Genomic DNA, 21,273 nt, shown 5'->3' with positions numbered 1-21,273 from the left:
GCTGTACGGAACGCTCGGTCAGGGGCGGGCGTAGCGGATCTCGATCGAGCCGGAGGAGGTCCGGGCGTCGATGCGGCGGGTCGCGGTGTCGTCGGCCAGCCCCCGCTCGACTCCCGGGGAGCCGTAGGACGACCTCGTGGTCACCTGGTAGCGCTGTCCCGGCGGAACGAAGACGGCGACCGACCCGGAGGAGGCCCGCGCCGTGACCTCCTGGGGGGCCTGCGCGAAGGTCAGCCCGAGGGCGCCGGAGGACAGTCCGGCGTCCACGCGGCCGGACCGCAGCCCGGTCCCCTCGATGACGCCGGAGTCCGCGCGCGCCCAGACCGGCCCGGCGAGGTTCCGCAGGGAGACGACGCCGGAGGAGGTCGACAGCCGTACGGGGCCGGCGAGCCCGTCGGCGGCGACCGTGCCGGACGTGGACGTCGCCTGCAGCGCCACGCCCGCCGGAACCTGGACGTGCACGCCGACGCTGCACGAGAGGCTGGAGAGCGGCGCCCACGCATCGCACCGGCCCCTGAGCCGCAGCGTCGTGCCCGCCCAGGTGGCCTGGACGTGCGGCTTGTGGGTCGCCCACTTCAGCGTCTGGTCCACGGTCACCCCGCCGGTGCCGCCGGCGCTGACCGACAGGTCGCCATCGCCGATGTCCACCTCCAGCGCCGTGATCCGGTGCTGGACGGACAGGAGGCGGCTCCGCTGCGTCTGGCGGAGCAGCCGCCCGCACATCTGCACGCCGTTCGGCACGACGACGACGAACGCGGTCAGCGCCGCGACGAAGGTCCACAGGCCCCGGCGGCGCGGACGCGACGGGCCCGCCTCGATCGCGGACTCACGGGTATGCGGCACGTCGGTGATCACGATCCGCCCTCCAGGAAGCGGAGCACGGCGAGGACGCGGCGGTGGTCGGCGGCCGCGCCCTCCACCAGGCCGAGCTTGGCGAAGATGTTGTTGATGTGCTTGGCGACGGCGCTCTCGCTGACCACGAGCGCCTGGGCGATGCCGCTGTTCGAGCGGCCCTCGGCCATCAGCGCGAGCACGTCCCGCTCACGCGGGGTGAGGGCCTGGAGGGGGTCGCTCTGGCGGCGTACGAGCAGCTGGGCGACGACCTCGGGGTCCAGGGCGGTGCCGCCGGCCGCCACCCGGCGCAGGGCGTCGAGGAAGGACGACACGTCCGCGACCCGGTCCTTCAGCAGGTAGCCGACGCCGCTGGTGTTGGTCGCGAGGAGGTCGGCGGCGTACCGCTCCTCGACGTACTGCGACAGCAGCAGCACGGCGATGTCGGGCCACTGGCGGCGGATGACGAGCGCCGCCCTTACGCCCTCGTCGGAGTAGCCGGGGGGCATCCGCACGTCCGCGATCACCAGGTCGGGCCGGTGCTCCTCGACCGCGGTGAGCAGGCCCTCGGCGTCGTCGACGGCGGCCGCGATCTCGAATCCCGACGTCTCGAGCAGCTTGATCAATCCGGCTCGCAGCAGGACGGAATCCTCGGCGATCACAATGCGCACGGCAACTCCACGGTGATGACGGTCGGCCCCCCGGCCGGACTGGTGATCCGGAACGTACCGTCGACCGACGCCACGCGCTGCCGCAGGCCCGTCAGGCCCGTGCCGTTCGAGGGTTCGGCGCCGCCGATCCCGTCGTCGGTGATGGTCATCCGCAGCACGTCCTCCTCGCGGGTCAGCACGACCTCCGCGTGCGAGGCGCGGGCGTGCTTGGCGACGTTGGTGAGGGCCTCGGAGGCGACGAAGTACGCGACCGCCTCGACGGTCGGCGCGGGGCGTTCGGGCACGTCGACCCGGAGCCTGACGGGCAGGGGGGCGCGGGCGGCGATGCCCGAAAGGGCCGCGTCCAGGCCCCGGTCGTCGAGGACGGCCGGGTGCAGGCCCCGTACGACGTTCCGGAGTTCGGTGAGAGCCTCCTTGGCCTCGGAGTGCGCCTCGGCGATCACCTGCATGGCGTCGTCCGGGACGTCCGTGAGCGTCTCCCGGGCGAGGCCGAGGTTCATGGCGAGCGAGACGAGCCGCTGCTGCACGCCGTCGTGCAGGTCGCGTTCGATGCGGCGGCGTTCGGCGTCGGCCGCGTCGACGACGCCGGCCCGTTTCTCGGCGAGGTCCTCGACGCGGCGTTCGAGCTCTTCGGTACGGCTCGGCCCGAGCAGGGCCAGGCCGGCGCGGACGTCCAGCCGCGCGACCAGCGCCGCGACGGTGGGCGTGACGATCAGGAGAAGAACGCCGCACACGGTGAGGACGTTGATGAACTTCTGGTTTTCCGGGACGTAGAGCGGGCTGTACGGCGGCAGCGCCCACGCGTACGCGTACAGCCCCGCCAGGCCGAAGCCGGTCGCCCACATCACGACGACCAGCAGTCCCCCGAGAGCCAGGAGGGGGCCCGCCAGCGCGTGGTAGGCCAGCGCCCGCCACGTCGTCCCGGACCGGAGGACGGCGCGCAAGTCGCGCCGGCCGCGGGGCGGGGCGGGCACGTCGACCGCGAGCAGCCCCCAGAACCGGCTCCGCTGCGCGACGTTGAGCGGCCACAGCGCGGCGAACGGCAGCGCGAGCGAGAGCACGGTGGCGAGCAGGACCTTCGGCAGTGCGACGGGCGCGCCGACCCAGGGCAGGGACATCAGCGCCACCGTGAGGGCGTGGACGGGCACTCCGGCCGTGACGAACGTCGTGTTCCGCCAGGCGCCGCGCGACCACGGGAGGTGGTCGGTCCAGGAGGGGGAGGCGCGGTTCGGGGCGACCGCAGAAGTCATGGGGCCGACTCTATTTCGGGCGGATCCCGTCGGGCCATGGAGCGGATGCCCGGCCGGAGGTGAAGCCAGTACCACCCCGAGGTCGGAAAGCGGCGTGACTGACGGTGACGTCCCCGATCGCGATGCTTGTGGTCATGTCGCTGATCACCGCCGCCCCGCCGCCTCGTTCCCACGTCGACCGCCGCGCCGTTCCTGCGACGCCGGTGACCCCGCGGGTCGCGCCGCGGGCCCGCTCACCGTGGACGGCGCGGCTGGGCCTCGGGCTGATCGGCGCCGGGGTGGCGCTCCTGCCGTGGCTGTTCGTGCTGGCCACCGGCCTGCCGGCGACGGCGACCGCCTCCCACTGGCGGGTCGCCTGGGTCGGGTTCGACACCCTGGAGGCGCTGTCCTTCGTCGCGACGGGCGTGCTGGTGATCCGGCGGGACGCGCGGGCGTGCCTGACCGCGATGGTCACCGCGACGCTGCTGGTCGCGGACGCGTGGTTCGACGTGTCCACCGCCGCGCCCGGCGCGGACCAGATGACGGCGGTGGCGATGGCGGTGCTCCTGGAGGTCCCCCTGGCGGTGTTCTCCGTGGTCCTGGCCTGGCGCACGCTGCCCCGCTCCCGGTGACGGGGTCAGCGGCGGAGACTGATCACCTGTCCCTCGGCGTGCTCCCGGGCGCGGGTGTCCTCCGACAGCAGGGCGCGGGCGCGCAGCACGATCTCCAGCTCGAACCGCAGGTCCGGGTCCTGCAGCTGGTCGCCGAACAGGTCGTCGAGCTGGCGCAGCCGGTACCGCACCGTCTGGGGGTGGACGTGGAGCCGTACGGCGACCTCGTTGGCGTTGCGCCCGGCCTGCAGCCACGCCAGCAGCGTCTCGGCCAGCCGGTCCTGCTGGCTGGGCCGCAGATGGGCCAGGGGCGCGAGCTGCCGGGCGGAGAGGGCGGCGAGCAGCTCCTCGTCCTGGAAGAGGATGAGCGTGGACATGTGCTCGGCGCACCGTACGACGTCGGTGCCGGCGATGAGGCCGCGGCGTACGAGGTCGAGGCCCTGGCGGGCCCAGCGCATCGACCGGGCCACCTCCGACAGGCCGACGGTCGGGCCGACGACGGCGACCCAGTCGGTGAGGGCGGCGTCGAGCAGGCGGGCGCGCCCCGGCCCGTCGGGGTCGGGCACGATCAGGCAGGGCTTGGAGCGGCTGAGGTCGGCGAGGATGTCGGGCGGCAGGGCGGGCCGGCCGACGCCCTGGCGGCGTTCGTAGAGGGCGACGGCGGCGACCGTGCGCGGCACCGGCCAGCGGGCGACGCGGGCGAGTTCGGCGACGTCCTCGGGGGAGGCGGGGGGCCGGGCGAGGAGCAGGTTGACGAGCTGGTTCCGGCGGCGGGTCAGCTCTCCGGCCACGGCGGCCTCGGCCTGGGCGTAGCCCTCGGCGGCCGCGGCGGCGACCTCGTCCTGGATCAGCATGACCGTCTCGCCGAGCACGCACAGCACCTGCGCGGAGAGCCGGAGCGGCCCGGCGTCGGCCGAGATCCGGCGCCAGACGGCCAGCCCGGCGACGCGGATCGCCGTCTGGAGCCCGTCGAGTCCGCGACCTTCGCGGGCCACGCTGCGGCCGATCGCCCGGAAGAAGTCGGCGATGGGCTCGGCGGCGGGGTCGGTGGGACCGGCGGGACGCGTGGCGTCCCCGCTCCCGGCGAGGTGCGCGGCGTCCTCGGTCGCGGCGAGACGCCTTAAGACCTCGTCGATCACCCGGTCGATGGCCGAGCGGATGACCGTCGCGAAGGCGTCATCCCAGCGGCGGGCGTATTCGGGGATCCGGTGGTGGATCTCCTCCATCATCTCGTCGGCCAGCCCTGGGGCGACCTTGGCGGCGAGTTCGGGTGGAATGTACGACCACGGCCGCCCTTCGTTCGTCACGCGGAACCTCCCCCAGCCCACGGCTGAGATCGCAAGTTACCGGCCAGAAGTGACTACTTGCACTAATTGTGCCAAAAGTGGCCATCTCAACTCCGTTGCGTTACCAATCGGGGAGTAGAAGTGGGTGGAAGACCCGAATGCCGGGGCGGTCGGGGGGCCGCCAGAGCGGAGTGCGGCGATGGCCACGGTGCCGAAACCACTGTCCAGCGCGGGCCGAGCGGTCGACGAACGCGTCGGGGGCGCCCGTTTCTTTGCAAAAGCCTTGCGGAAGGTCTTTCCCGATCACTGGACCTTCCTGCTCGGCGAGGTCGCGATGTACTCGTTCTTCATCATCGTCGTGACCGGCGTCTTCCTGACCTTCTTCTTCAAACCGAGCATGCACGAAGTCGTTTACAACGGCCGGTACATGCCGCTGCGCGGCGTCACGATGAGCGAGGCGTACGAGTCCACGATCCGCCTCAGCTTCGACGTGCGCGGCGGCCTGCTCATGCGGCAGATCCACCACTGGGCGACGGTCCTGTTCATCGGGGCCATCGTCGCCCACATGCTGCGCAACTTCTTCACCGGCGCGTTCCGCAAGCCACGGGAGATCAACTGGCTGATCGGCGTGGTGCTGTTCCTTCTCGCCCTCGTCAACGGGCTGTTCGGCTACTCGCTGCCCGACGACCTGCTGTCCGGCACCGGCCTGCGGATCCTCGAGGGCGTGCTCCTGAGCATCCCGATCGTCGGGACGTACCTGTCGATGTTCCTGTTCGGCGGCGAGTTCCCCGGCAACGTGATCATCCCAAGGCTGTTCACCATCCACATCCTGCTGATCCCGGGCATCCTTCTGGCGCTGATCCCCCTGCACGGGGTGATCCTCACCTGGCGGCAGACGCACACGCAGTTCCCCGGCAAGAACCGCACCAACCGCAACGTCATCGGCAAGCCGATGTGGCCGGTGTTCTTCGCCAAGACCACGGCGTTCTTCCTGTGGGTGTTCGCGATCATCGCGCTGATGGCGACGTTCCTGCAGATCAACCCGGTGTGGCTGTTCGGCCCGTACACGCCGGCGGCCATCAGCGCGGGGTCGCAGCCGGACTGGTACATGGGCTTCCTGGAGGGCTCGCTACGGCTCATGCCGAGCTGGGAGATCAACGCGTGGGGGCACACGCTGCCGATGAACGTCATCGTCCCGGCGCTGATCGTGCCCGGCGTGCTGTTCACCGGGCTCGCGGTGTACCCCTTCCTCGAACGCTGGGTCACCCGCGACTACGAGATCCACCATCTCCTCGACCGGCCGCGCGACGTGCCCGTGCGCACCGGCATCGGCATGGCGGGCGCCGTCTTCTACGGCCTGCTGTGGGCGGCCGGCGCGAATGACATCATCGCCAAGACGTTCGAGATCCCGCTGTTCGCGACGACGTGGTTCTTCCGGGTCATGGTGATCATCGGGCCGATCATCGCGTTCCTCGTCGCCCGGTGGATGTGCCTCGGCCTGCAGCGCCGGGAGCGGGACATGCTCGAACACGGCATGGAGAGCGGCATCATCAAACGACTGCCCAACGGCGCGTACATCGAGGTCGAGACCCCGATCAACGAGACGGGCGCGGCGGTGGTCCTCGGCCGCCGGGCGCCGCCCGCGAAGGTGATGACCCTCGCGGAGGCCGACGAGCACGGCGTGCTGCCCAAGGCGGCCCACCGCCCCGCCAGCCGGGTACGGGTGCGGCTGAACCACGCGTTCGTCGACGTGGTCCCGGCCCCGGACACCGCCTGGATCCGTACGGACGACGGCGAGGAGAGGCGCATCGCGATCACCGGCGGCGACGGCGAGCGCGCCCCGGCCCGGACCCCGGCCGGACGCGGCCGCCCCCACTGACCGCCCGAAGGTCACTCCGCGAAGGACACGACCCTCCTGCCCGTCCGCACGTCGTAGAGCCCGCCGCCGGTGTCATCGTCGGCGGTGGCCAGCAGGCGGCCGTCCGGGCTGAACGCGAGGCCGCGCAGGCCCTTGCCGACCCGCAGGGTGCTGATCCTCCTCTGACCGGAGACGTTCCACACCTCGACGGTGAACCCGTCGTCGGTCCGGTGGGTGGTGGGAACGGCGAGCCGCGTACCGTCCGGGCTGAAGACGACGGGGCCGTCGGCCGCGACGACGCGAACGGGCAGAACGCGGGCCCTTCGGGAGGAGCGGACGTCCCGCACCTGGAGGCCGCGGCCGGACCGGCCGTCGTCGAAGGCGATGCTCCGGCCGTCCGCGCTCAGCGCCAGTCCGGCCGGGACACCGGAGGCGGGCCACGTGCCGACCTGCGTGTCGTTGAACACGTCCCACACGACCACGCCGCTCTCGGTGCCGTGGTAGCCGCAGGCGACGTCTCCGCTCGAATCGATGGCCATGTTCAGGCAGCCTTCACCGCCGCCGAGCCGCGCCATGGACTTCCAGCGGTAGTCGGCGGTGCTCGGCGTCCACAGTCCGACGTCGGCCCGCGGGCCGCCCGCGATCACCGTCCGGCTGTCGGAGGTGAAGCGCACCACCATCGGCTCGTCCGGGAAGCCGCCGTGCGGGAGTCCCTCACCGCTCGCCAGGTCCCAAATGTCGACCCGGCCGGCCGTACGGCGTCCGGCCGCGAGCGACCTGCCGTTCGGGCTGAACGCCAGCGCGGAGATCTCCTCATCCTCCGTTGCGAAGGAGCGGAAGACGCGCAGAGGCTCGTACGTCGTGGTGCTGTAGAGCCGGACGACCCCGGACTCGCCGGCGAAGGCGACGGTGCGGCCGTCCGGACTGAACGCCGTCGCGTCGAACCCCAATGGCACCGACGACCCGGTCCGCCGGGGAGCAGCGGGCGGGGACGCCGGGAGGCCGAACGGATCGGACCGGTTCGCGGTGACGTGACTCGAGCCGCCGTCGCTCGGAAGGTCGGTCATGCAGGAGTACAGCAGTGCGAGGCCCGGGACGGCGATGAGGAGAGCGGTGAGGGAGCGGCGCGCTCGCCGCCGGGGAATGGGCGTCGGGCGCCTGGGAGTCGCGACGCGCCTCCGAGACCCGCTCGGGCGCACCCGGTTCCGCTTCGGAACCGCCCCGGTCCCCGGCGCGCCCTTCGGAGCGCCACCGGTTCGCGGGGAGGCGCCGGTTCGCGGGGAGGCGCCGGTCTGTGGGGAGGCACCGGTCGGCGGGAGGGCGCCGCTTCGCGGGGAGGCGGCTGTCCCCGGCGCGGGTTGCGCGGGGGTGCCGCCTAACGGAGCCTGCCCGGGGGCCGCGGGCGCCGGCGGCGTGCCGGTGCCCGAGCGCAGGACGGTCTCCAGCCGTGCCGCGGTCTCCCCGGCGGTCGGGCGGCGCGCCGGGTCCTTGACCAGGAGCGACCTGATCAGCGGCCGCAGCGGGCCCCCGTTCACCAGGGGCGGTGCCTCCTGGGTGAGCAGGAGCAGCAGGACGGTCGCGTGATCCGGGCCCTGGAACGGCGGCCGGCCCTCGACCGCGTTGAACAGCACGGCGCCGAGCGACCACAGGTCGCCGGCGGGACTGGCGGCGGTGTTCTCGGCCTGCTCGGGCGCCATGAACGCCGGTGTCCCCAGGACGTCGTCGAAGCCGTCGGCGCGTTCGCCGACCCGCTGGGCCACGCCGAAGTCGGTGAGCACGATCCGCCGGTCCGAGATCAGGATGTTCGCGGGTTTCAGATCGCGGTGCACGATCCCGGCGGCGTGGGCCTCCCGGAGCGCGTCCAGCACGGCGGCGCCGATCTCGGCGGCCCTTCGGTACGGCAGGCGCACCTGCGTGCGGAGGATCTCGGCGAGGGGGCGGCCCGTCAGCAGCTCCATGACGATGACCGGGACGCCGTCGTCGTCGATCACGTCGTGGATCGTGACGATTCCGGGGTGGTTCAGCCGGGCCGTGGCCCGCGCCTCCCGGAGCGCGAGGGCGCTGAGCTCCGCGCGCTCCTCGGCGCCGAGGCCGGGCGGGAAGCGCACCCGCTTAATGGCGACCTCGCGGTCGAGCATCTCGTCGTGACCGCGCCAGACCGTGCCCATGCCACCCTGACCGATCACCTCGATCAGGCGGTACCGGCCCTTGATGAGCTGTTGCCCGCCCTCCGGCGTGCCGTCCACCACGATCATTGGACGCGCGCCCGCCACGCGCGGTTGCGCCTCCGGACGCTATTGAGGGGAGGCGCTCTCGCGGACGGCTTCGTCGTAGAGGTGCTTCACGTCCTCGTCGAAGTAGGAGCTGTAGGAGATGTCGTCCTCGTCGCCGCCCTCCTCCCGGCCGCCGATCACGCCGACGACCCGGCCGCCGCGGTCCGGGTCGAAGTCGGCGAGCCAGGGGCTGCCGCTCGTGCCGGGGAAGTACCCGTTGCAGGCGAAGCGCAGCTGGTAGGTGTCCTCCTTGGCCGTGGCGTTCACGCAGGTGACGGGCTTGTCGGACCGCATCGGGTAGCCCGTGACGCGTACGACGTTGCGAAAGCCGGGGTCGATGCCGAGCGTGTTGACGCCGACGACGTCGCCGACGTTCCTGCCGTTCAGGGGCTCGACGACGGCGAAGCCGACGTCGAGGTCCTCGTCGGAGTCGTGCGCCCAGCGGGTGTCGACGAGCAACGAGTGGATCTTCCAGACCCCGTACGGGGCCTCGCCGTCGTGGTAGCCGGGGACGAAGACCAGGTCGCTGGTGTAGTCGCTGCCCTTACCGCCGTGCAGGCAGTGCGCGGCGGTGATGATCAGGTTGTGGTTCGGGCTGTCGACCGTGCTGCCCGTGCAGAAGTGCGTGCCCGAGGTGTCGTGGGAGAAGATCGCCCCGACGCGGCGGCCCACGGTGAGGGCCTTCGCGGTCGGCGTGCCCTTCGGGAGAGGTGTCGGGGTCGCGCTCGTCGGGGACGGTGATGGGGACGGCGTCTCGACGCTCCCGGCGCGCGCCGCGACGTGCGGCGTCCCTCCGCGGGCCTCGGTGCAGCCGGCCAGCAGAGCCACGGACGCCAACAAACACAACAATCTACGCATCGCACCCCCCTGCCGCGTTCTTTCCTTAGGGATAACCCTCGAAACTCCCCGCATCCTGAGGGCTTCCTGTGAGGTGTCCGAGTACGCAGCCCGACCGAACGATCACCGACGGTGACCTTGGCCGTTCCCGAGGTTAGCGGGCCGTCCCATGCGACGCTCGCCGCTCCGGCGACCCGGCCCAGGTCGTCCACGCCCCGCGATCTCCGGCCCCATCCGCGGCCGCGCGATCTCCGATCCGCGCGTCGCGTGCGCGGGTTAGCCTCGGGACCATGCGACTGACCATCCTCGGCGGCGGCGGATTCCGGGTGCCGCTCGTCTACCGTGCGCTCCTGGCCGACCGCGGCAAGGGCCGCGTCACCGATGTGGTCCTGCACGACCTCGACCCCGCCCGTACGGCCGTGATCCGCCAGGTCCTCGCCGAGCAGGCCGCCGGCTACGCGGACGCCCCGGCGGTCACCGCGACGACCGACCTGGACGAGGCGCTGACCGGCGCGGACTTCGTGTTCTCCGCCATTCGCGTCGGCGGGCTCGCCGGCCGCGCGGCCGACGAGCGGCTCGCGCTCGACGAGGGCGTGCTCGGGCAGGAGACCGTCGGCGCGGGCGGCATCGCGTACGGCCTGCGCACGATCCCCGTCGCGGTGGACATCGCCCGCCGCGTCGCCGCCGTGGCGCCGGACGCCTGGGTCATCAACTTCACCAACCCGGCGGGCACCGTCACCGAGGCGATGTCCCACCACCTCGGCGACCGCGTGATCGGCATCTGTGACTCGCCCGTCGGCCTCGGCCGCCGCGTCGCCGCCGCGCTCGGCGTGGACGCGGGCGCCGCCTGGTTCGACTACGTCGGGCTGAACCACCTCGGCTGGCTGCGCGCCGTCCGCGTCGAGGGCCGCGACGTGCTCCCCGACCTGCTGGCCGACGACGCGGCGCTGGCGTCGTTCGAGGAGGGCCGGCTGTTCGGCGGCGAGTGGCTGCGCGCGATCGGCGCGGTCCCCAACGAGTACCTGCACTATTACTACTTCGCGCGCGACGCCGTCGCCGCCGCCGGGAACGCCGAGCTCACCCGGGGCGCGCTGGTTCTGGACCAGCAGCGCGACTTCTACGCCCGTACGCCCGACTCGCCCGGCTCCGCGCTCGAAGCCTGGGAGACCACCCGGATGGCCCGCGAGACCACCTACATGGCGGAGAACCGCGAGGCCGCCGGCGCGGGTGAGCGCGAGTCCTGCGACCTGGAGTCCGGCGGGTACGAGAACGTCGCCCTCGCGCTCATGCGCGCCATCGCCCACGACGAGCGCACCACCCTGATCCTCAACGTCCGGGGCCGGGGCGCCCTGCCGGGCCTGGACGACGACGCCGTCATCGAGGTGCCGTGCCTGGTCGACGCCAACGGCGCCCGGCCGGTCGCCTGCGCGCCGCTCGCCGACCACCAGTTCGCCCTCGTCACCACGGTCAAGGCGGTGGAGCGCGCCGTCCTGGAGGCCGCGACGACCGGCTCCCGCCCGGCCGCGCTGCGCGCCCTCGCCACCCATCCGCTGGTCGACTCCGTCTCCGTGGCGCGCCGCCTCCTGGAGCGGTACGAGACCCGGTTCCCCGAGCTCGCCTACCTGCGCGCCTGAAACGCCGCCGATCGGGCCCGCGCTCGGATCCGGGCCGGCCTACGCGCGGCGTGACGTCACGACCCGGTCCAGGCGGGTCGGCCGGCCGGGCGGGCCGCCGGGCCGGGCCTGGTAGGCGGGGATTCCGACGGAGACGGCGAGCATGCACGCTCCCCGGCCGCCGAACGCCGCCGCCACGTCGTCGTCGGTGAAGGTCAGGCCGGTGCCGCCGTACCCGAGGGCGAACGCCGCCAGTTGCAGCCGCCCCGCGGCCACCCCCGCCTCGAGCTGCGCGACGCGGTAGCCCCGGTCCCCGTACGCGTCGAGCACCCGGTCGAGGTCGGTGAAGACGTAGTCGGTGAAGGCCGCGTCGCCGCCCAGCGCCTGGTCCCGGCAGAGGTACCGGCTCAGCCGCCGCACCGACGCCTCCGACGCGGTCCGGTACGGCTCCGAGCGCCCCCCGGTCCGGTCGTACAGCCCGGCTTCCAGACCCCGGACCGCGTGGACGGTGAGCCGGTGGGAGAGCAGGGTCGCCCCGGAGGGGAGGGCGTCGGCGGGCAGGGGCCGGCCGGCCACGGCCATGCCCCACTCCAGCAGTTCGGGCGGCACGAGGTCCGGCCGCATCCGCCGGGTCGACCCGCGCCGCAGGATCAGCGAGTCGATCGTCTCGTCCGGCGCGTTCGCGGGCGGTTCCACCGTGTCCGCGCCGCGCGTCCCGGCGGGCGCCGCCGCCCGCCAGGCCGTCACCTGCCCGGTCGTCGCGAGCTGTCCCGCCCGCTGGACCTCGGTGATGAGCGGCAGTTCGAGCGGAGCGGGGGCCGGGGGAGACGCCGCCAGGTGCGGTGCCGGTTGCTCGCCGGTCGGGGTCGGCTCACCGGGACCACCGATCGTGACCACCGCGATCGGGAACTCGGCGATACCGTCGATTCCGAGCCGCCGGCTCAGCGCCGAGTCCACGAACCCCAGCAGGACCTGCGCCCGCATCCCGTACGCCTCGGTGACCGTGAGGAGGTTCGCGAGCATCGTGCCCGCGTCCCAGTACACGTGCCGCCAGCCCCGCTCGCCGTACTTCCACGCGGTGCGCCAGGGAACGCCGGTGAGGACGAGGACGAGCGGGTCGGCCGCGACCTCCGGCGCGGCGGCGGCGTCGGCCAGGGCCGGGCGGTGATCGCCCGTGGACAGTTCCTCCAGGCCGAACACGTCCGGCGCGAAGTGGTAGAGCCCGGTCTCCAGCCCCGCGACGGCGCCGGCCGCGACGTACACCTCCACCGGGTGCCGGTTGCCCGCGGACGGCGCGGTACGGAACCAGACGGCCTGTTCCTGCACCTCCGCCCACCGCGTGACCCCCGCCGAGAGGAACAGCAGCCGGGCGAGGAACTCCAGGTCCACGCCGTTCCCGGCGGGCGGCACCCGCCCGGACAGCGCCGCGACCGCCGGCGCCCCTCCCGGGGGAAGGTCCGTGGGAAGGCCGAGGACCGGCGCGCCGGAGTACCGCTTGAACGGGACGGGCCGATTGGCCGGGTCGGACGGTATGAATCCGGGGACGCTCGGCCGGGGCGGGCGTCCGGAGCCGAAGCCGGTCGCTTCGTGGTAAAGCCGGGCGAGCTCGCTCATCCGCGCTGTATACCCGTCGCGGACTCACCCCACAAGCGTCGAGGTCATGCGCCGGTCGGGACGCGTCATCGTCCCTGCCGCTGGGCGACCCGCTCGGCGAACTCCCGGCGGTCGTTGGTGCGGGGGAACGGTTCGCCGGGCACGGGCACGCCGAGGAAACGGCACAGCGGCTCCCAGCCCTCGCGGACGCGGAACTCCAGCAGCCGGTCGGCCGGGACCTCCCGGCGTACGGCGTCGTTGTGCTCGGTGAACACCGCCATCGCGTGCTCGGCGTCCTCGAACCGGCCGCCGAAGTCGCCCTCCCAGACCAGCCGGTGGACGAGCCGCCGCCGTCGTACGCCGACCGGATCGTCCGTGTGGATCGAGCTGGCGCGGTAGATGCTCTCGCGGGCGCTCTCGTACCAGCTCTCCGGGTCGCGGACGGTGAGGACCACCTTCGCCTCGGGGTAGTGCTCGGCGAGCTCCCGCCAGAACGCGACGCCGGGCCAGTCGACGGTCGCGCGGTAGCCGCGGTAGACCTCGTCCCAGTCCCGGTCGCCGTCCTCGATCACCCGCGTCCACCGGTCGATCTGCTCGGGGTCGTCGATGAGCTCGATCATGTGGTGGCAGGGCCCGAATCCGAGCCGTTCCAGCGCGAGCTTCAACGACAGCGTCCCCGTACGGCCGAATCCGGCCCCGATCACGTCCAGCACGGCGTCCCCCCGGGGAGTGGCAGTTCCCGCTTGCGTTCTCCCCGCTCCTAAGAGGGACGAACCAGGATGAATCCGCACGTCACGGGCCGGGTAACCCGGCCGCCCGGACGGACCGGCACCCCCGGCCGGAGGGACCGGCGCCGTCCCCGGCCGGGCGGCCGGGGACGGCGCGGTTCCTCAGCGGGCCTGCAGCCGCTGGGCGACCCGGTCGGCGAACGCCTGCCGGTCGTTGCTACGCGGGAACGGCTCGTCGGGGACGGGCACGCCGAGGAAGCCGCAGAGCGGCTCCCAGCCGTCGCCGACCTGGAACTCCAGGAGCCGCTCGGCGGGGACCTCCCGGCGTACCGCCTCGTTGTGCTCGTTGAACACCGTGATGGCGTGGTCGGCGTCCTCGAACCGGCCGCCGAACTCGCGCTCCCAGATCATCTCGTCGACGAAATCCCGCCTTTTCACGTCGAGGCCGTCGGGCATCGGGAGGGACCTGACTCGGTAGATGCTCCCGCGCACGCTCTCGTACCACTTCTGCGGGTCGCGGACGGTGAGGATCACCTTCGCCTGCGGGAAGTGCTCGATCAGCCGCCGCCAGTAGTGCGCTCCGGGCCAGTCGGTCGTCGCCCGGTAGCCGCGGTAGACCTCGTCCCAGTCCACCGGCTCTCCGGCGGCGACGCGCGCCCACAGATCCGTCTGCTCGGCGTTGTCGACGAGTTCGGTCATGTGGTGGCAGGGAGCGAATCCGAGTCGTTCCAGTGCCAGTTTCAACGAAAGAGTGCCGGTGCGTCCGAATCCGACGCCGATGACCTCGAGCATGACGCGTCCCTCCTTGGGGTCCGCCGAAGAGGCGGGTGGCAGTAAAGGAGTAAATGGGTCAGGCAGCCACTTGACAGAATAGGTAACGTACGCCGAAATCGCCCGTTCGGTCCCCGGTCAGTCGCCGAGGAGGGCGGCGAAGTCCTCCAACGCCGAGGCGACGGCGTCGGGCGCCTCCAGGGGCAGCAGGTGCCCGCTCTTCGCGACGACCTCGAACCGGGCGTCCGGGAGGTGGGGCAGGAGGTGCTCCCGCAGGACGGACGGCGGCTCGACCTGGTCGTTCTCGCCCGCCAGCACGAGAACGGGCACGTCGATCCGCCCTGCGGCCGCCGAGACGTCCGCCGCGATCCCGCGCAGCGGCCATTCCTCGCGCGCGTCCGCGTCGCTCGCCAGGCTGTCGCGTACGACGGCGTCCCTGACGGCGGGGTCCAGCGGGACGGCGGTCAGGACGTGGTCGAGCGCCTGCCCCACGTTCTCCGCCGAGTCGTACGCGTGCGCGAGGACCTGCCGGTACTCCGGCGTCACCATGGCCGGCGGCCGCGGCGGCGCCGGGGCGACCAGCGCGATCCCGGCGAGTCCGGAGGGACGCCGGGCGGCGACGAGCTGGCTCACCTTCCCGCCCATCGAGTGCCCGGCCAGGACGTACCGCTCCAGGCCGAGACGCGCCACGACCTCGGCGACGTCGTCGGCGAGCCGGTCCAGGTCGTACGGGCCGGGCAGCCGCCGCGACGAGCTCCAGCCGCGCTGGTCGAAGCGTACGACGTCGCGCTCGGCCGGCAGCCGGTCCACGACCGCGTCCCAGGTCCGCGCGGACCCGCCCCAGTAGTGCAGCAGGACGAGCGTCGGACCGCCGCGCCCCTGCCGCCGTACGTCGATCGCCCCGCCGGTCACCGGCACGCTCGTGATTGTGGTTTCCGTCATCACCGTGTTCTCCTCTGGAAGTCCGGACCGCCCGTGCCGGGCCGTCCGGGTCATGCCCTCACAGTCGTCAACGCTAGGGTCGGATCGGACGGGAGGCACGGTGGAAAGGAGCGTCGCCATTGTGGAAAACGGTCAGCTCCCCGGAGTCCGGCAGCTGCGGTACTCCCCGGCCCCCGGGGCGGGGTCCGGGGTCGAGGCGCTGAGCTTCGAGCGGTTGCGGCGCATGGACCCGGGTCGCCGGCGCACGCGGCCGCAGCGCCCGGAATTCCACGTCCTCGCCCTCGTCCGCTCGGGAACCGGACGGCACACGGCCGACTTCGTCGACCATGACCTGGCCGAGCGGAGCGCCGTGTGGATCCGGCCCGGCGTCGTCCACCGCTGGACCGACGTGGAGGGCATCGACGGCCCGCTGTTCCTGTTCGAGCAGGGCTTCCTGCCCGCCGGTCCGGCCGCCCGCGCGGCGGCGGACGCCTTCGCGCCGACCACCCTTCACCTGGACACCGCCCCGTGGGAGCTATGCCTGCGGGCGGCGGACCACCTGGCCCGGGAGCACGAGGTCGCCGTCGCCGATCCGCGCCTGGCCTCGCCGCCGGTGCTCGCCCACCTGCTCGCGGCCCTCGTCCTGCGGGTCGTCCCCGCCGAGCCGGCGACCCCGGTCGCGGCCGAGGACCACACCGTCTTCCGCCGCTACCGCGCCGCCGTCGAGGAGCACTTCACGCGGTGGCACCAGGTCGGCGACTACGCCCGCGCGCTCGGCTACGGCACGCGCACCCTGACCCGGGCCACCCGCGCCGACGCGGGCGTGGGCGCCAAGCGGTTCCTCGACCAGCGGATCCTGCTGGAGGCCAAACGCCTCCTCGCCCACACCGACCTGCCCGTCGCCCGCTGCGCCGAGCGCCTCGGCTTCGACGACCCCGCGAACTTCACCGCGTTCTTCCAACGCCAGGAGGGCCTGTCACCCGGCCGCTGGCGCGCCGCCCGCAGCGGCCGCTGACCCTCCGGCGGCGTCAGTGCGGCATCGCCCGGGCGGACTCCTCGACCAGGGCCGCCCACCGTTCGACGCCGCGCCCCCGACCGCCCGGGGCGGGTGCGGCGCCCGGCCCCTCAGTCCTCCTCGGGCACGCGGACCCAGCGCCGGGGCGATCCCTTCAGCATCCTGGCGTCCTCGGGCCGTACGCCGGCCGTTCCCGCGACGAAGGCCAGCTCGCTCCCACGGGTGAACCCGCGCTGCTTGTCCCAGAACCGGTACAGCCAGTGCTCGTACGGCGCGTCCGGACCCGGATCGAAGAACTCGTAGTCGAATCCGACCTCCTCGTCCCGGATCACGCAGCCGTACCGCCCGCCCTTGGGGTTGAAGAACACGCCGCCGGCCACGGTGCCGCGCGACAGCGGGAGCAGGAACTCCCGCCTCGAGGGCAGGTAGCCGTTCGGCTGGCTGATGACGCAGCCGCCCGGCACCGCGGTGACCCCGACGTACTGGAGCGCCTCTTCGAAGTCGTACGGGTCGAAGCCGCCCGGTCCGGTGCCGTACGGGCCGGGCTCCCGCTCCAGGTCGAGCACGGGGCAGTCCTCCGGTTGCGCGCCGAGTCGCCGGATGACCTCCTCCTCGTCCAGGCCGCCGACGAACGCGGCCCCCAGCCCGTCCGTGTCGACGTGCCGGAACACGCGGATGAGCCGGTCCGCCTCCTCCTGCGCGGCGCGTTCGGCTCTGGTCAGCGGCTTCACGTCCGGCCGCCCTTCGAACAGGGACGCCAGCGGCGTGACCAGCGCCAGCCGGCCGACGGTGCCGCCGGTCCCCAGGCTCGCCGCCGGATCCGCCCCCGCGCCGAGCAGGACCGCGGCGTTGGCCAGCCTGCCGTGGCGGACGGCCGCGTACAGCGGGGGAAAGCCGTTCTGGTCGGGAAGGTCGATGTCGCCGACGTGGCGGACCAACTCGGCCACGACCTCCGCGCTCCCGTCGGCGGCGGCCCGGTGCAGCGGCGTGCCGTGATAGCCGAGGTCCGCCTCCGGATCGGCGCCACCGGTCAGCCGCGCCTTGATGAGACGCAGGTCCTTCCAGTCGTCGTCCTCCGTGGGCCATTCGGCCCGCGGCGCGTACCGGTCCTCTTCGTCGGGTTTCTGCGGCCCCGCCCCGCGCCAAGCCGCAACGGCGGGCGTGGCCGTGCCCATCATTCCCCCGTGGCCGCTCATCGTGATCGTCCCGATCAGCCTGCCGAGGCCCCGCTCGGGCGGCCGTAGGCTCGGCCAGATCTCCACCGCACGCGAGGCCGCCTCGATGATCTGGCCCATGTCGATCTCGGTGTGCGTCTCGGGCACGTCTTCGTCCGGCCACTGGACGACGAGCTCGGCCGGTCCCGCCGGTGGCAGCCCGCTGAGCAGCAGGTCGACGGTGTAGTGGAACCCGCCCCCGCCCGAACCGTGCGTCGGCCGCAGGCTGAGCCGCTCGGCGCCGCCGTACGGGTCGCCGTCCAGCGTGGTCACCCGCAGCCCGTCGCCGAAGAGCAGCCCGACGTGCAGGGCACCCGCCTTCGGGCGGCCGTGGTGCGGAAACGCGCGTCGCCTCGCGGTCCGGATCCGCCGGGCGAACACCGCCAGGTGGACGGTCACGCAGTCGGGCCACACCGAGAAGCCGTGCAGCATCACCCGGACGTACGGCCCGGCGCCGACCTCGCGTCCCACCGGCACCGTCGCCGGCAGGAACCAGTCCGACGGCGGCCTGCTCGCGCCCGGCGTGAGCGGACCCAGCTCCCTGAACTCCGGCTGAGGCTGTTCCGGCGGGTCCGGCACGATCAGATCGTCGAAGAAGCCCATGCAGGCGATTTTGCCGGAATGACCGACAGAACCGCGGTGTCCGTGACCCTGCTCGCCCTGGATCGATGTTTGCCAATCGATCGGCTGCCGCACGGATTACGCCTGATCACACTCGGCAACGTCTCTACCTGATCTTGTGGAGGACGGCCGGGCGAGGGTGACGTGGGAATCATCAGGTCGATCGGTGTGGGTGCCGTCGCGGTGCTGCTCGGAGGTGTGGCCGGCTGCGGCCACCCGGCCGCCAAGGCTCCGACGCCGGCCGGCGGGGCGGCGCAGGCGGTCGCTCCGCCGCTGGGCACGCAGGGCCCGGCTCCGCGGGCCGACGGGCTGACCGTGCTCGTCGTGGGCGACTCATGGGCGCGCAACCTCGGCGTCGGCATGGCGAACGCGGGCCGGGGACGCGGCTACACGGTGGTCAACGCGGCCCAGGGCGGCTGCGGCATCATGCTGCCCACCAAGGAGGCGCCCGGTGGCCGGCTGACCGAGACCCGGCCCGCGTGCCGGACCTGGCCCGAGCAGTGGCCCCGGCTGGTCGAGCGGTACCGGCCGCAGGCGGTGGTGCTGTACACCGCGTACTGGGACCAGACGCCCCAGGTGATCGACGGCGGTAAGCCGCGCGACCTCGGCGACCCGGTCTTCCGGCAGCGCTACCAGGCCGACATGGACCGGGCCATCGGGCTGCTGCGCGCCCATGGCGCGGCGGTGTTCGTGGGCACCGCGGTGCTCGGCAAGGGCGCCGAGGCCCGTACGGCCCGGGAGATGAACCGGCAGGTGGAGACGGTCGTGCAGCGGAACGCCCGGCGCGGCGTCCACCTGCTCGACGTACGGCGTCAGCTGTGCGTGAGCGACGACTGCCCGGCCCGCATCCACGGCGTCGACGTCTACGACGAGACCGGCCACCCGACCGCTCCGGCCCACGACCGGCTCGGCAACTGGATCCTCACCACCCTGTGGACGGCCGCCGGCCGCCGAACCCGATGACCCGCACGTCCGCTGGAGAAGGGAAGTCCCCGTGATGGGCACGACGAGCCGGGTGATCCTGTGCCTGGCGGCGGCCGGCTGCTGCGCGCTCGGCCTCTCGCTCGGAGGCGGCACCGGCGGCGCGGCGACGCGACCGCCCGTACGACCGCCCACCGGGCCGTCCGTACGGCCGCCTGCCGGGCCGCGGGTCGGCCCGAACGTCCCGCCGCTGGGCGACGCGGCGCTGCGCCCGGAGGTCCGGGACCTGAGGGTCCTCGTGGTCGGGGACTCCTGGGGCGGAACCCTCGGCAACGGCATGGAGAAGCTCGCGAACGCGGCCCCGGACCGGCACATCGTCGTCGTCAAGGCGGCCCGCGGCGGGTGCGGCATCATGCAGCCCGCCAAGGTGGTGATCTCCAATCAACTGGTCGCCAAGCCGGAGTGCAACGACTGGCCGGAGTTCTGGCGGGGCCTGGTGGCCAGGGTCCGTCCGGACGCGGTCCTGCTCGAAACCGGGATCTACGACGCGCACACCCGGCAGCAGCTCCCCGGCCAGGACGGGCCGACCTCGATCAGCGATCCGGTGTTCCGGACGCGGTTCGGCGCCCAGGTCGACCGGGCCGTCCGCGTCCTCGGGTCCGGCGGGGCGCGGGTCTTCCTGACGACCGTCACCGACCTCGCGAAGCCGTACTGGAACGAGGTCAACGGGCGCTGGTCGAACCTGATGAACGCCGCCCTGCGCGCCGCGGCGGCCCGTGACCCCGGTGTCCGGCTGCTCGACCTGCACGGCCAGCTGTGCACCGGCGACCGGGACTGCCCGCGGGTGATCTCCGGCATCGACGTCTACGACGAGACGGGCCATCCGACCCCCGCCGCACGCGACCGGCTCGCCGCGTGGCTCCTCAACGCGATCCACGCCGACCTGCACGCCCATGCGTCCTGACGGCGGCCCCCGGCGCCGCGACCCGGTCCGGAATCTCGTCCCGGCCCGCCCGGCGCGCCTCTCCGTCCCGTACGGCGCCGGCGGCCCCCGGCTCCGCGAGGAGCCGGTCGCCCCTGCCGATCGGGGACGGCGCGCGGGCGCGCCGCATCTCCCGGCGGTGGACGGGCTGCGCGCGCTGGCCGTACTCGGGGTGATCGCCTACCACTTCGGCCTTCCGCTGCGCGGCGGGTTCCTGGGCGTCGACCTGTTCTTCGTCATCTCCGGCTACGTGATCACCCGGCTCCTGCTCGCCGAGCGGGCGCGCACCGGGACCACGCGGCTGGCGGTGTTCTGGGCGCGCCGGGCCCGTCGCCTGTTCCCGGCCGTGCTGACGGTGCTGGTCGTGGTCCAGGCGTGGATGCACCTGGGCGCCGGAGGGCCGATGCGCCACACCGTCAACGCGCAGACGCTCGCCGCGCTGGTGTACGGCTCCAACTGGTACTCGATCTTCGCGGAGGTCGGCTACTGGGGCGTGCCCGTTGACCGGGCACCGCTCAACCACCTGTGGTCGCTGGCGGTCGAGGAGCAGTACTACCTCGTGTGGCCGCTGCTCTTCGTCGCGCTGGCCGGGGTCCTCGGCTCCCGGCGGGTGCTGGCGGGCGCCGCCCTGCTCTGCGCCGGGTGCGCCTACACGGCGATGCACCTGTTCTTCGTCCCGGGCGCGCCGGACCGCGCCTACCTCGGCACCGACTGCCGCGCCGGCGGGTTGGCCCTGGGCGCCCTGCTCGCCGTCCTCACCACCTCGGCGGCGGCCGTGGACCGCCGATTGCCCGCGCGCGTCACCACCCCGGCGGGCGTCCTCGCCGCCGCCTGCCTCGCCTGGCTCTGGTTCACCGCGGACCTGGGCGGCCGATCCCTGTACACCTGGCAGCTGCCCGTCGCCGGGGTCGCGGCGGCGACGCTCATCGGCTCCCTCGTCCTCACCGGGGACGGGCTTCCCGCGCGGATCGCCGGCTCCCGGCCGTTCGTCGCCATCGGCAAGGTGAGCTATTCGCTCTACCTCTGGCACTGGCCGATCTGGGTCTTCCTCGCCGCGCGATTCCCGCAATGGCCCGCCGTCGATCGCGTCATCGCGGCCGCGATCGCCACGGCCGTTCTCGCGACCGCCTCGTACCATTGGGTGGAGAATCCCCTGCGGCACAGCCGAAAGCCGATGAAGGTAATGGCTCCCGCATTCCTGGCGGTCGCAGCGGTCGTCGCCTGCGCGGCGGTTCTTCTCCAGCCCCCGGCGCCCGTCGAGCAGCGCGACGACGTCCAGGTCAGCGGACCGTAGCGAA

The 21,273-nt window shown here is 73.3% G+C and carries 18 protein-coding genes; 7 read left to right on the top strand and 11 right to left on the bottom strand.

Translation table 11 applies throughout. The annotated features are described in order from the left end of the window. Nucleotides 1-18 precede the first annotated feature (18 nt). Genes NE234_RS15785 through NE234_RS15775 form a run of 3 tightly spaced genes read right to left on the bottom strand, consistent with a single transcriptional unit; the run spans nt 19 to nt 2,752 of the window. Nucleotides 19-855 carry a DUF4097 family beta strand repeat-containing protein gene (locus NE234_RS15785; RefSeq protein ID WP_252781034.1) on the bottom strand — a complete coding sequence of 279 codons (837 nt, stop codon included), beginning with the start codon at nt 853-855 and terminating at the stop codon, nt 19-21. Beyond that, a complete protein-coding gene (locus tag NE234_RS15780; protein WP_252781033.1) occupies nt 852-1,502 on the bottom strand; it encodes a response regulator in 651 nt (216 codons plus the stop codon). Before NE234_RS15780 ends, NE234_RS15785 begins: the two co-directional genes overlap by 4 nt. Next, nucleotides 1,490-2,752 carry a sensor histidine kinase gene (locus NE234_RS15775; RefSeq protein ID WP_252781032.1) on the bottom strand — a complete coding sequence of 421 codons (1,263 nt, stop codon included), beginning with the start codon at nt 2,750-2,752 and terminating at the stop codon, nt 1,490-1,492. Before NE234_RS15775 ends, NE234_RS15780 begins: the two co-directional genes overlap by 13 nt. Before the next feature lie 134 nt (nt 2,753-2,886). Here NE234_RS15775 and NE234_RS15770 point away from each other — a divergent pair, with 134 nt between their 5' ends. Then, nucleotides 2,887-3,363 carry a hypothetical protein gene (locus NE234_RS15770; protein ID WP_252781031.1) on the top strand — a complete coding sequence of 159 codons (477 nt, stop codon included), beginning with the start codon at nt 2,887-2,889 and terminating at the stop codon, nt 3,361-3,363. 5 nt (nt 3,364-3,368) lie between these two features. Here the strand turns inward: NE234_RS15770 and NE234_RS15765 are convergent, their stop codons facing one another. After that, entirely contained in the window at nt 3,369-4,649 is a 1,281-nt protein-coding gene (locus NE234_RS15765) for a PucR family transcriptional regulator (protein WP_252781030.1), read from the bottom strand. A gap of 178 nt (nt 4,650-4,827) precedes the next feature. On the opposite strand from NE234_RS15765, the gene qcrB reads away from it, so the two are divergent. Further along, the gene (qcrB, locus tag NE234_RS15760) at nt 4,828-6,507 is read left to right on the top strand and encodes a cytochrome bc1 complex cytochrome b subunit (protein WP_252781029.1); all 1,680 of its coding nucleotides are present in this window, start codon (nt 4,828-4,830) and stop codon (nt 6,505-6,507) included. 11 nt (nt 6,508-6,518) lie between these two features. Here qcrB and NE234_RS15755 read toward each other — a convergent pair whose 3' ends face one another. Beyond that, the gene (locus NE234_RS15755) at nt 6,519-8,732 is read right to left on the bottom strand and encodes a WD40 repeat domain-containing serine/threonine protein kinase (RefSeq protein WP_252781028.1); all 2,214 of its coding nucleotides are present in this window, start codon (nt 8,730-8,732) and stop codon (nt 6,519-6,521) included. Between the two features lie 48 nt (nt 8,733-8,780). Next, a complete protein-coding gene (locus tag NE234_RS15750; RefSeq protein WP_252781027.1) occupies nt 8,781-9,587 on the bottom strand; it encodes a trypsin-like serine peptidase in 807 nt (268 codons plus the stop codon). A 299-nt stretch (nt 9,588-9,886) separates the two neighbouring features. Between NE234_RS15750 and NE234_RS15745 the strand changes: the two genes are divergently transcribed. Beyond that, nucleotides 9,887-11,230 (top strand): 6-phospho-beta-glucosidase, encoded by a 1,344-nt coding sequence (locus tag NE234_RS15745; RefSeq protein WP_252781026.1) that lies wholly within the window; start codon nt 9,887-9,889, stop codon nt 11,228-11,230. A gap of 39 nt (nt 11,231-11,269) precedes the next feature. Here the strand turns inward: NE234_RS15745 and NE234_RS15740 are convergent, their stop codons facing one another. The 4 genes from NE234_RS15740 to NE234_RS15725 all read right to left on the bottom strand — a co-directional run bounded on the left by NE234_RS15740 (nt 11,270) and on the right by NE234_RS15725 (nt 15,243). After that, nucleotides 11,270-12,823: a SagB family peptide dehydrogenase gene (locus NE234_RS15740; protein ID WP_252781025.1), complete on the bottom strand. Its 1,554-nt coding sequence runs from the start codon at nt 12,821-12,823 to the stop codon at nt 11,270-11,272. Between the two features lie 65 nt (nt 12,824-12,888). Continuing rightward, nucleotides 12,889-13,512: a sulfotransferase family protein gene (locus tag NE234_RS15735; RefSeq protein WP_256528870.1), complete on the bottom strand. Its 624-nt coding sequence runs from the start codon at nt 13,510-13,512 to the stop codon at nt 12,889-12,891. Between the two features lie 180 nt (nt 13,513-13,692). Beyond that, the gene (locus tag NE234_RS15730) at nt 13,693-14,322 is read right to left on the bottom strand and encodes a sulfotransferase family protein (RefSeq protein ID WP_252781023.1); all 630 of its coding nucleotides are present in this window, start codon (nt 14,320-14,322) and stop codon (nt 13,693-13,695) included. 117 nt (nt 14,323-14,439) lie between these two features. Further along, nucleotides 14,440-15,243: an alpha/beta fold hydrolase gene (locus NE234_RS15725; RefSeq protein ID WP_252781022.1), complete on the bottom strand. Its 804-nt coding sequence runs from the start codon at nt 15,241-15,243 to the stop codon at nt 14,440-14,442. Between the two features lie 121 nt (nt 15,244-15,364). On the opposite strand from NE234_RS15725, the gene NE234_RS15720 reads away from it, so the two are divergent. Further along, complete coding sequence (locus tag NE234_RS15720; RefSeq protein WP_252781021.1) at nt 15,365-16,237, top strand: helix-turn-helix domain-containing protein; 873 nt, start codon at nt 15,365-15,367, stop codon at nt 16,235-16,237. Between the two features lie 110 nt (nt 16,238-16,347). Here the strand turns inward: NE234_RS15720 and NE234_RS15715 are convergent, their stop codons facing one another. After that, on the bottom strand, nt 16,348-18,054 hold the full coding sequence (locus tag NE234_RS15715) for an ankyrin repeat domain-containing protein (RefSeq protein ID WP_252781020.1): 1,707 nt from the start codon (nt 18,052-18,054) through the stop codon (nt 16,348-16,350). 162 nt (nt 18,055-18,216) lie between these two features. On the opposite strand from NE234_RS15715, the gene NE234_RS15710 reads away from it, so the two are divergent. Genes NE234_RS15710 through NE234_RS15700 form a run of 3 tightly spaced genes read left to right on the top strand, consistent with a single transcriptional unit; the run spans nt 18,217 to nt 21,269 of the window. Then, the gene (locus NE234_RS15710; protein WP_252781019.1) at nt 18,217-19,035 is read left to right on the top strand and encodes a DUF459 domain-containing protein; all 819 of its coding nucleotides are present in this window, start codon (nt 18,217-18,219) and stop codon (nt 19,033-19,035) included. Nucleotides 19,036-19,069: 34 nt separating this feature from the next. Continuing rightward, nucleotides 19,070-19,957 (top strand): DUF459 domain-containing protein, encoded by an 888-nt coding sequence (locus NE234_RS15705; protein WP_252781018.1) that lies wholly within the window; start codon nt 19,070-19,072, stop codon nt 19,955-19,957. Then, nucleotides 19,947-21,269 (top strand): acyltransferase family protein, encoded by a 1,323-nt coding sequence (locus NE234_RS15700; RefSeq protein WP_252781017.1) that lies wholly within the window; start codon nt 19,947-19,949, stop codon nt 21,267-21,269. The genes NE234_RS15705 and NE234_RS15700 overlap by 11 nt, the downstream gene beginning before the upstream one ends. Nucleotides 21,270-21,273: the final 4 nt, after the last annotated feature.

The organism is Actinoallomurus rhizosphaericola, assembly GCF_024055675.1.
Classification (GTDB): Bacteria; Actinomycetota; Actinomycetes; order Streptosporangiales; family Streptosporangiaceae; genus Actinoallomurus; species Actinoallomurus soli.
The sequence above is the reverse complement of the archived record's forward strand: the minus strand, read 5'-3'. Positions and strand labels throughout refer to the sequence as shown.

Coding starts and splice junctions, on each gene's coding strand:
- NE234_RS15775 (WP_252781032.1), bottom strand. CDS start 2,752: ATGACTTCTGCGGTCGCCCCGAACCGCGCCTCCCCCTCCTGGACCGAC.
- NE234_RS15770 (WP_252781031.1), top strand. CDS start 2,887: ATGTCGCTGATCACCGCCGCCCCGCCGCCTCGTTCCCACGTCGACCGC.
- qcrB (WP_252781029.1), top strand. CDS start 4,828: ATGGCCACGGTGCCGAAACCACTGTCCAGCGCGGGCCGAGCGGTCGAC.
- NE234_RS15745 (WP_252781026.1), top strand. CDS start 9,887: ATGCGACTGACCATCCTCGGCGGCGGCGGATTCCGGGTGCCGCTCGTC.
- NE234_RS15740 (WP_252781025.1), bottom strand. CDS start 12,823: ATGAGCGAGCTCGCCCGGCTTTACCACGAAGCGACCGGCTTCGGCTCC.
- NE234_RS15730 (WP_252781023.1), bottom strand. CDS start 14,322: ATGCTCGAGGTCATCGGCGTCGGATTCGGACGCACCGGCACTCTTTCG.
- NE234_RS15725 (WP_252781022.1), bottom strand. CDS start 15,243: ATGACGGAAACCACAATCACGAGCGTGCCGGTGACCGGCGGGGCGATC.
- NE234_RS15715 (WP_252781020.1), bottom strand. CDS start 18,054: ATGGGCTTCTTCGACGATCTGATCGTGCCGGACCCGCCGGAACAGCCT.
- NE234_RS15705 (WP_252781018.1), top strand. CDS start 19,070: ATGGGCACGACGAGCCGGGTGATCCTGTGCCTGGCGGCGGCCGGCTGC.
- NE234_RS15700 (WP_252781017.1), top strand. CDS start 19,947: ATGCGTCCTGACGGCGGCCCCCGGCGCCGCGACCCGGTCCGGAATCTC.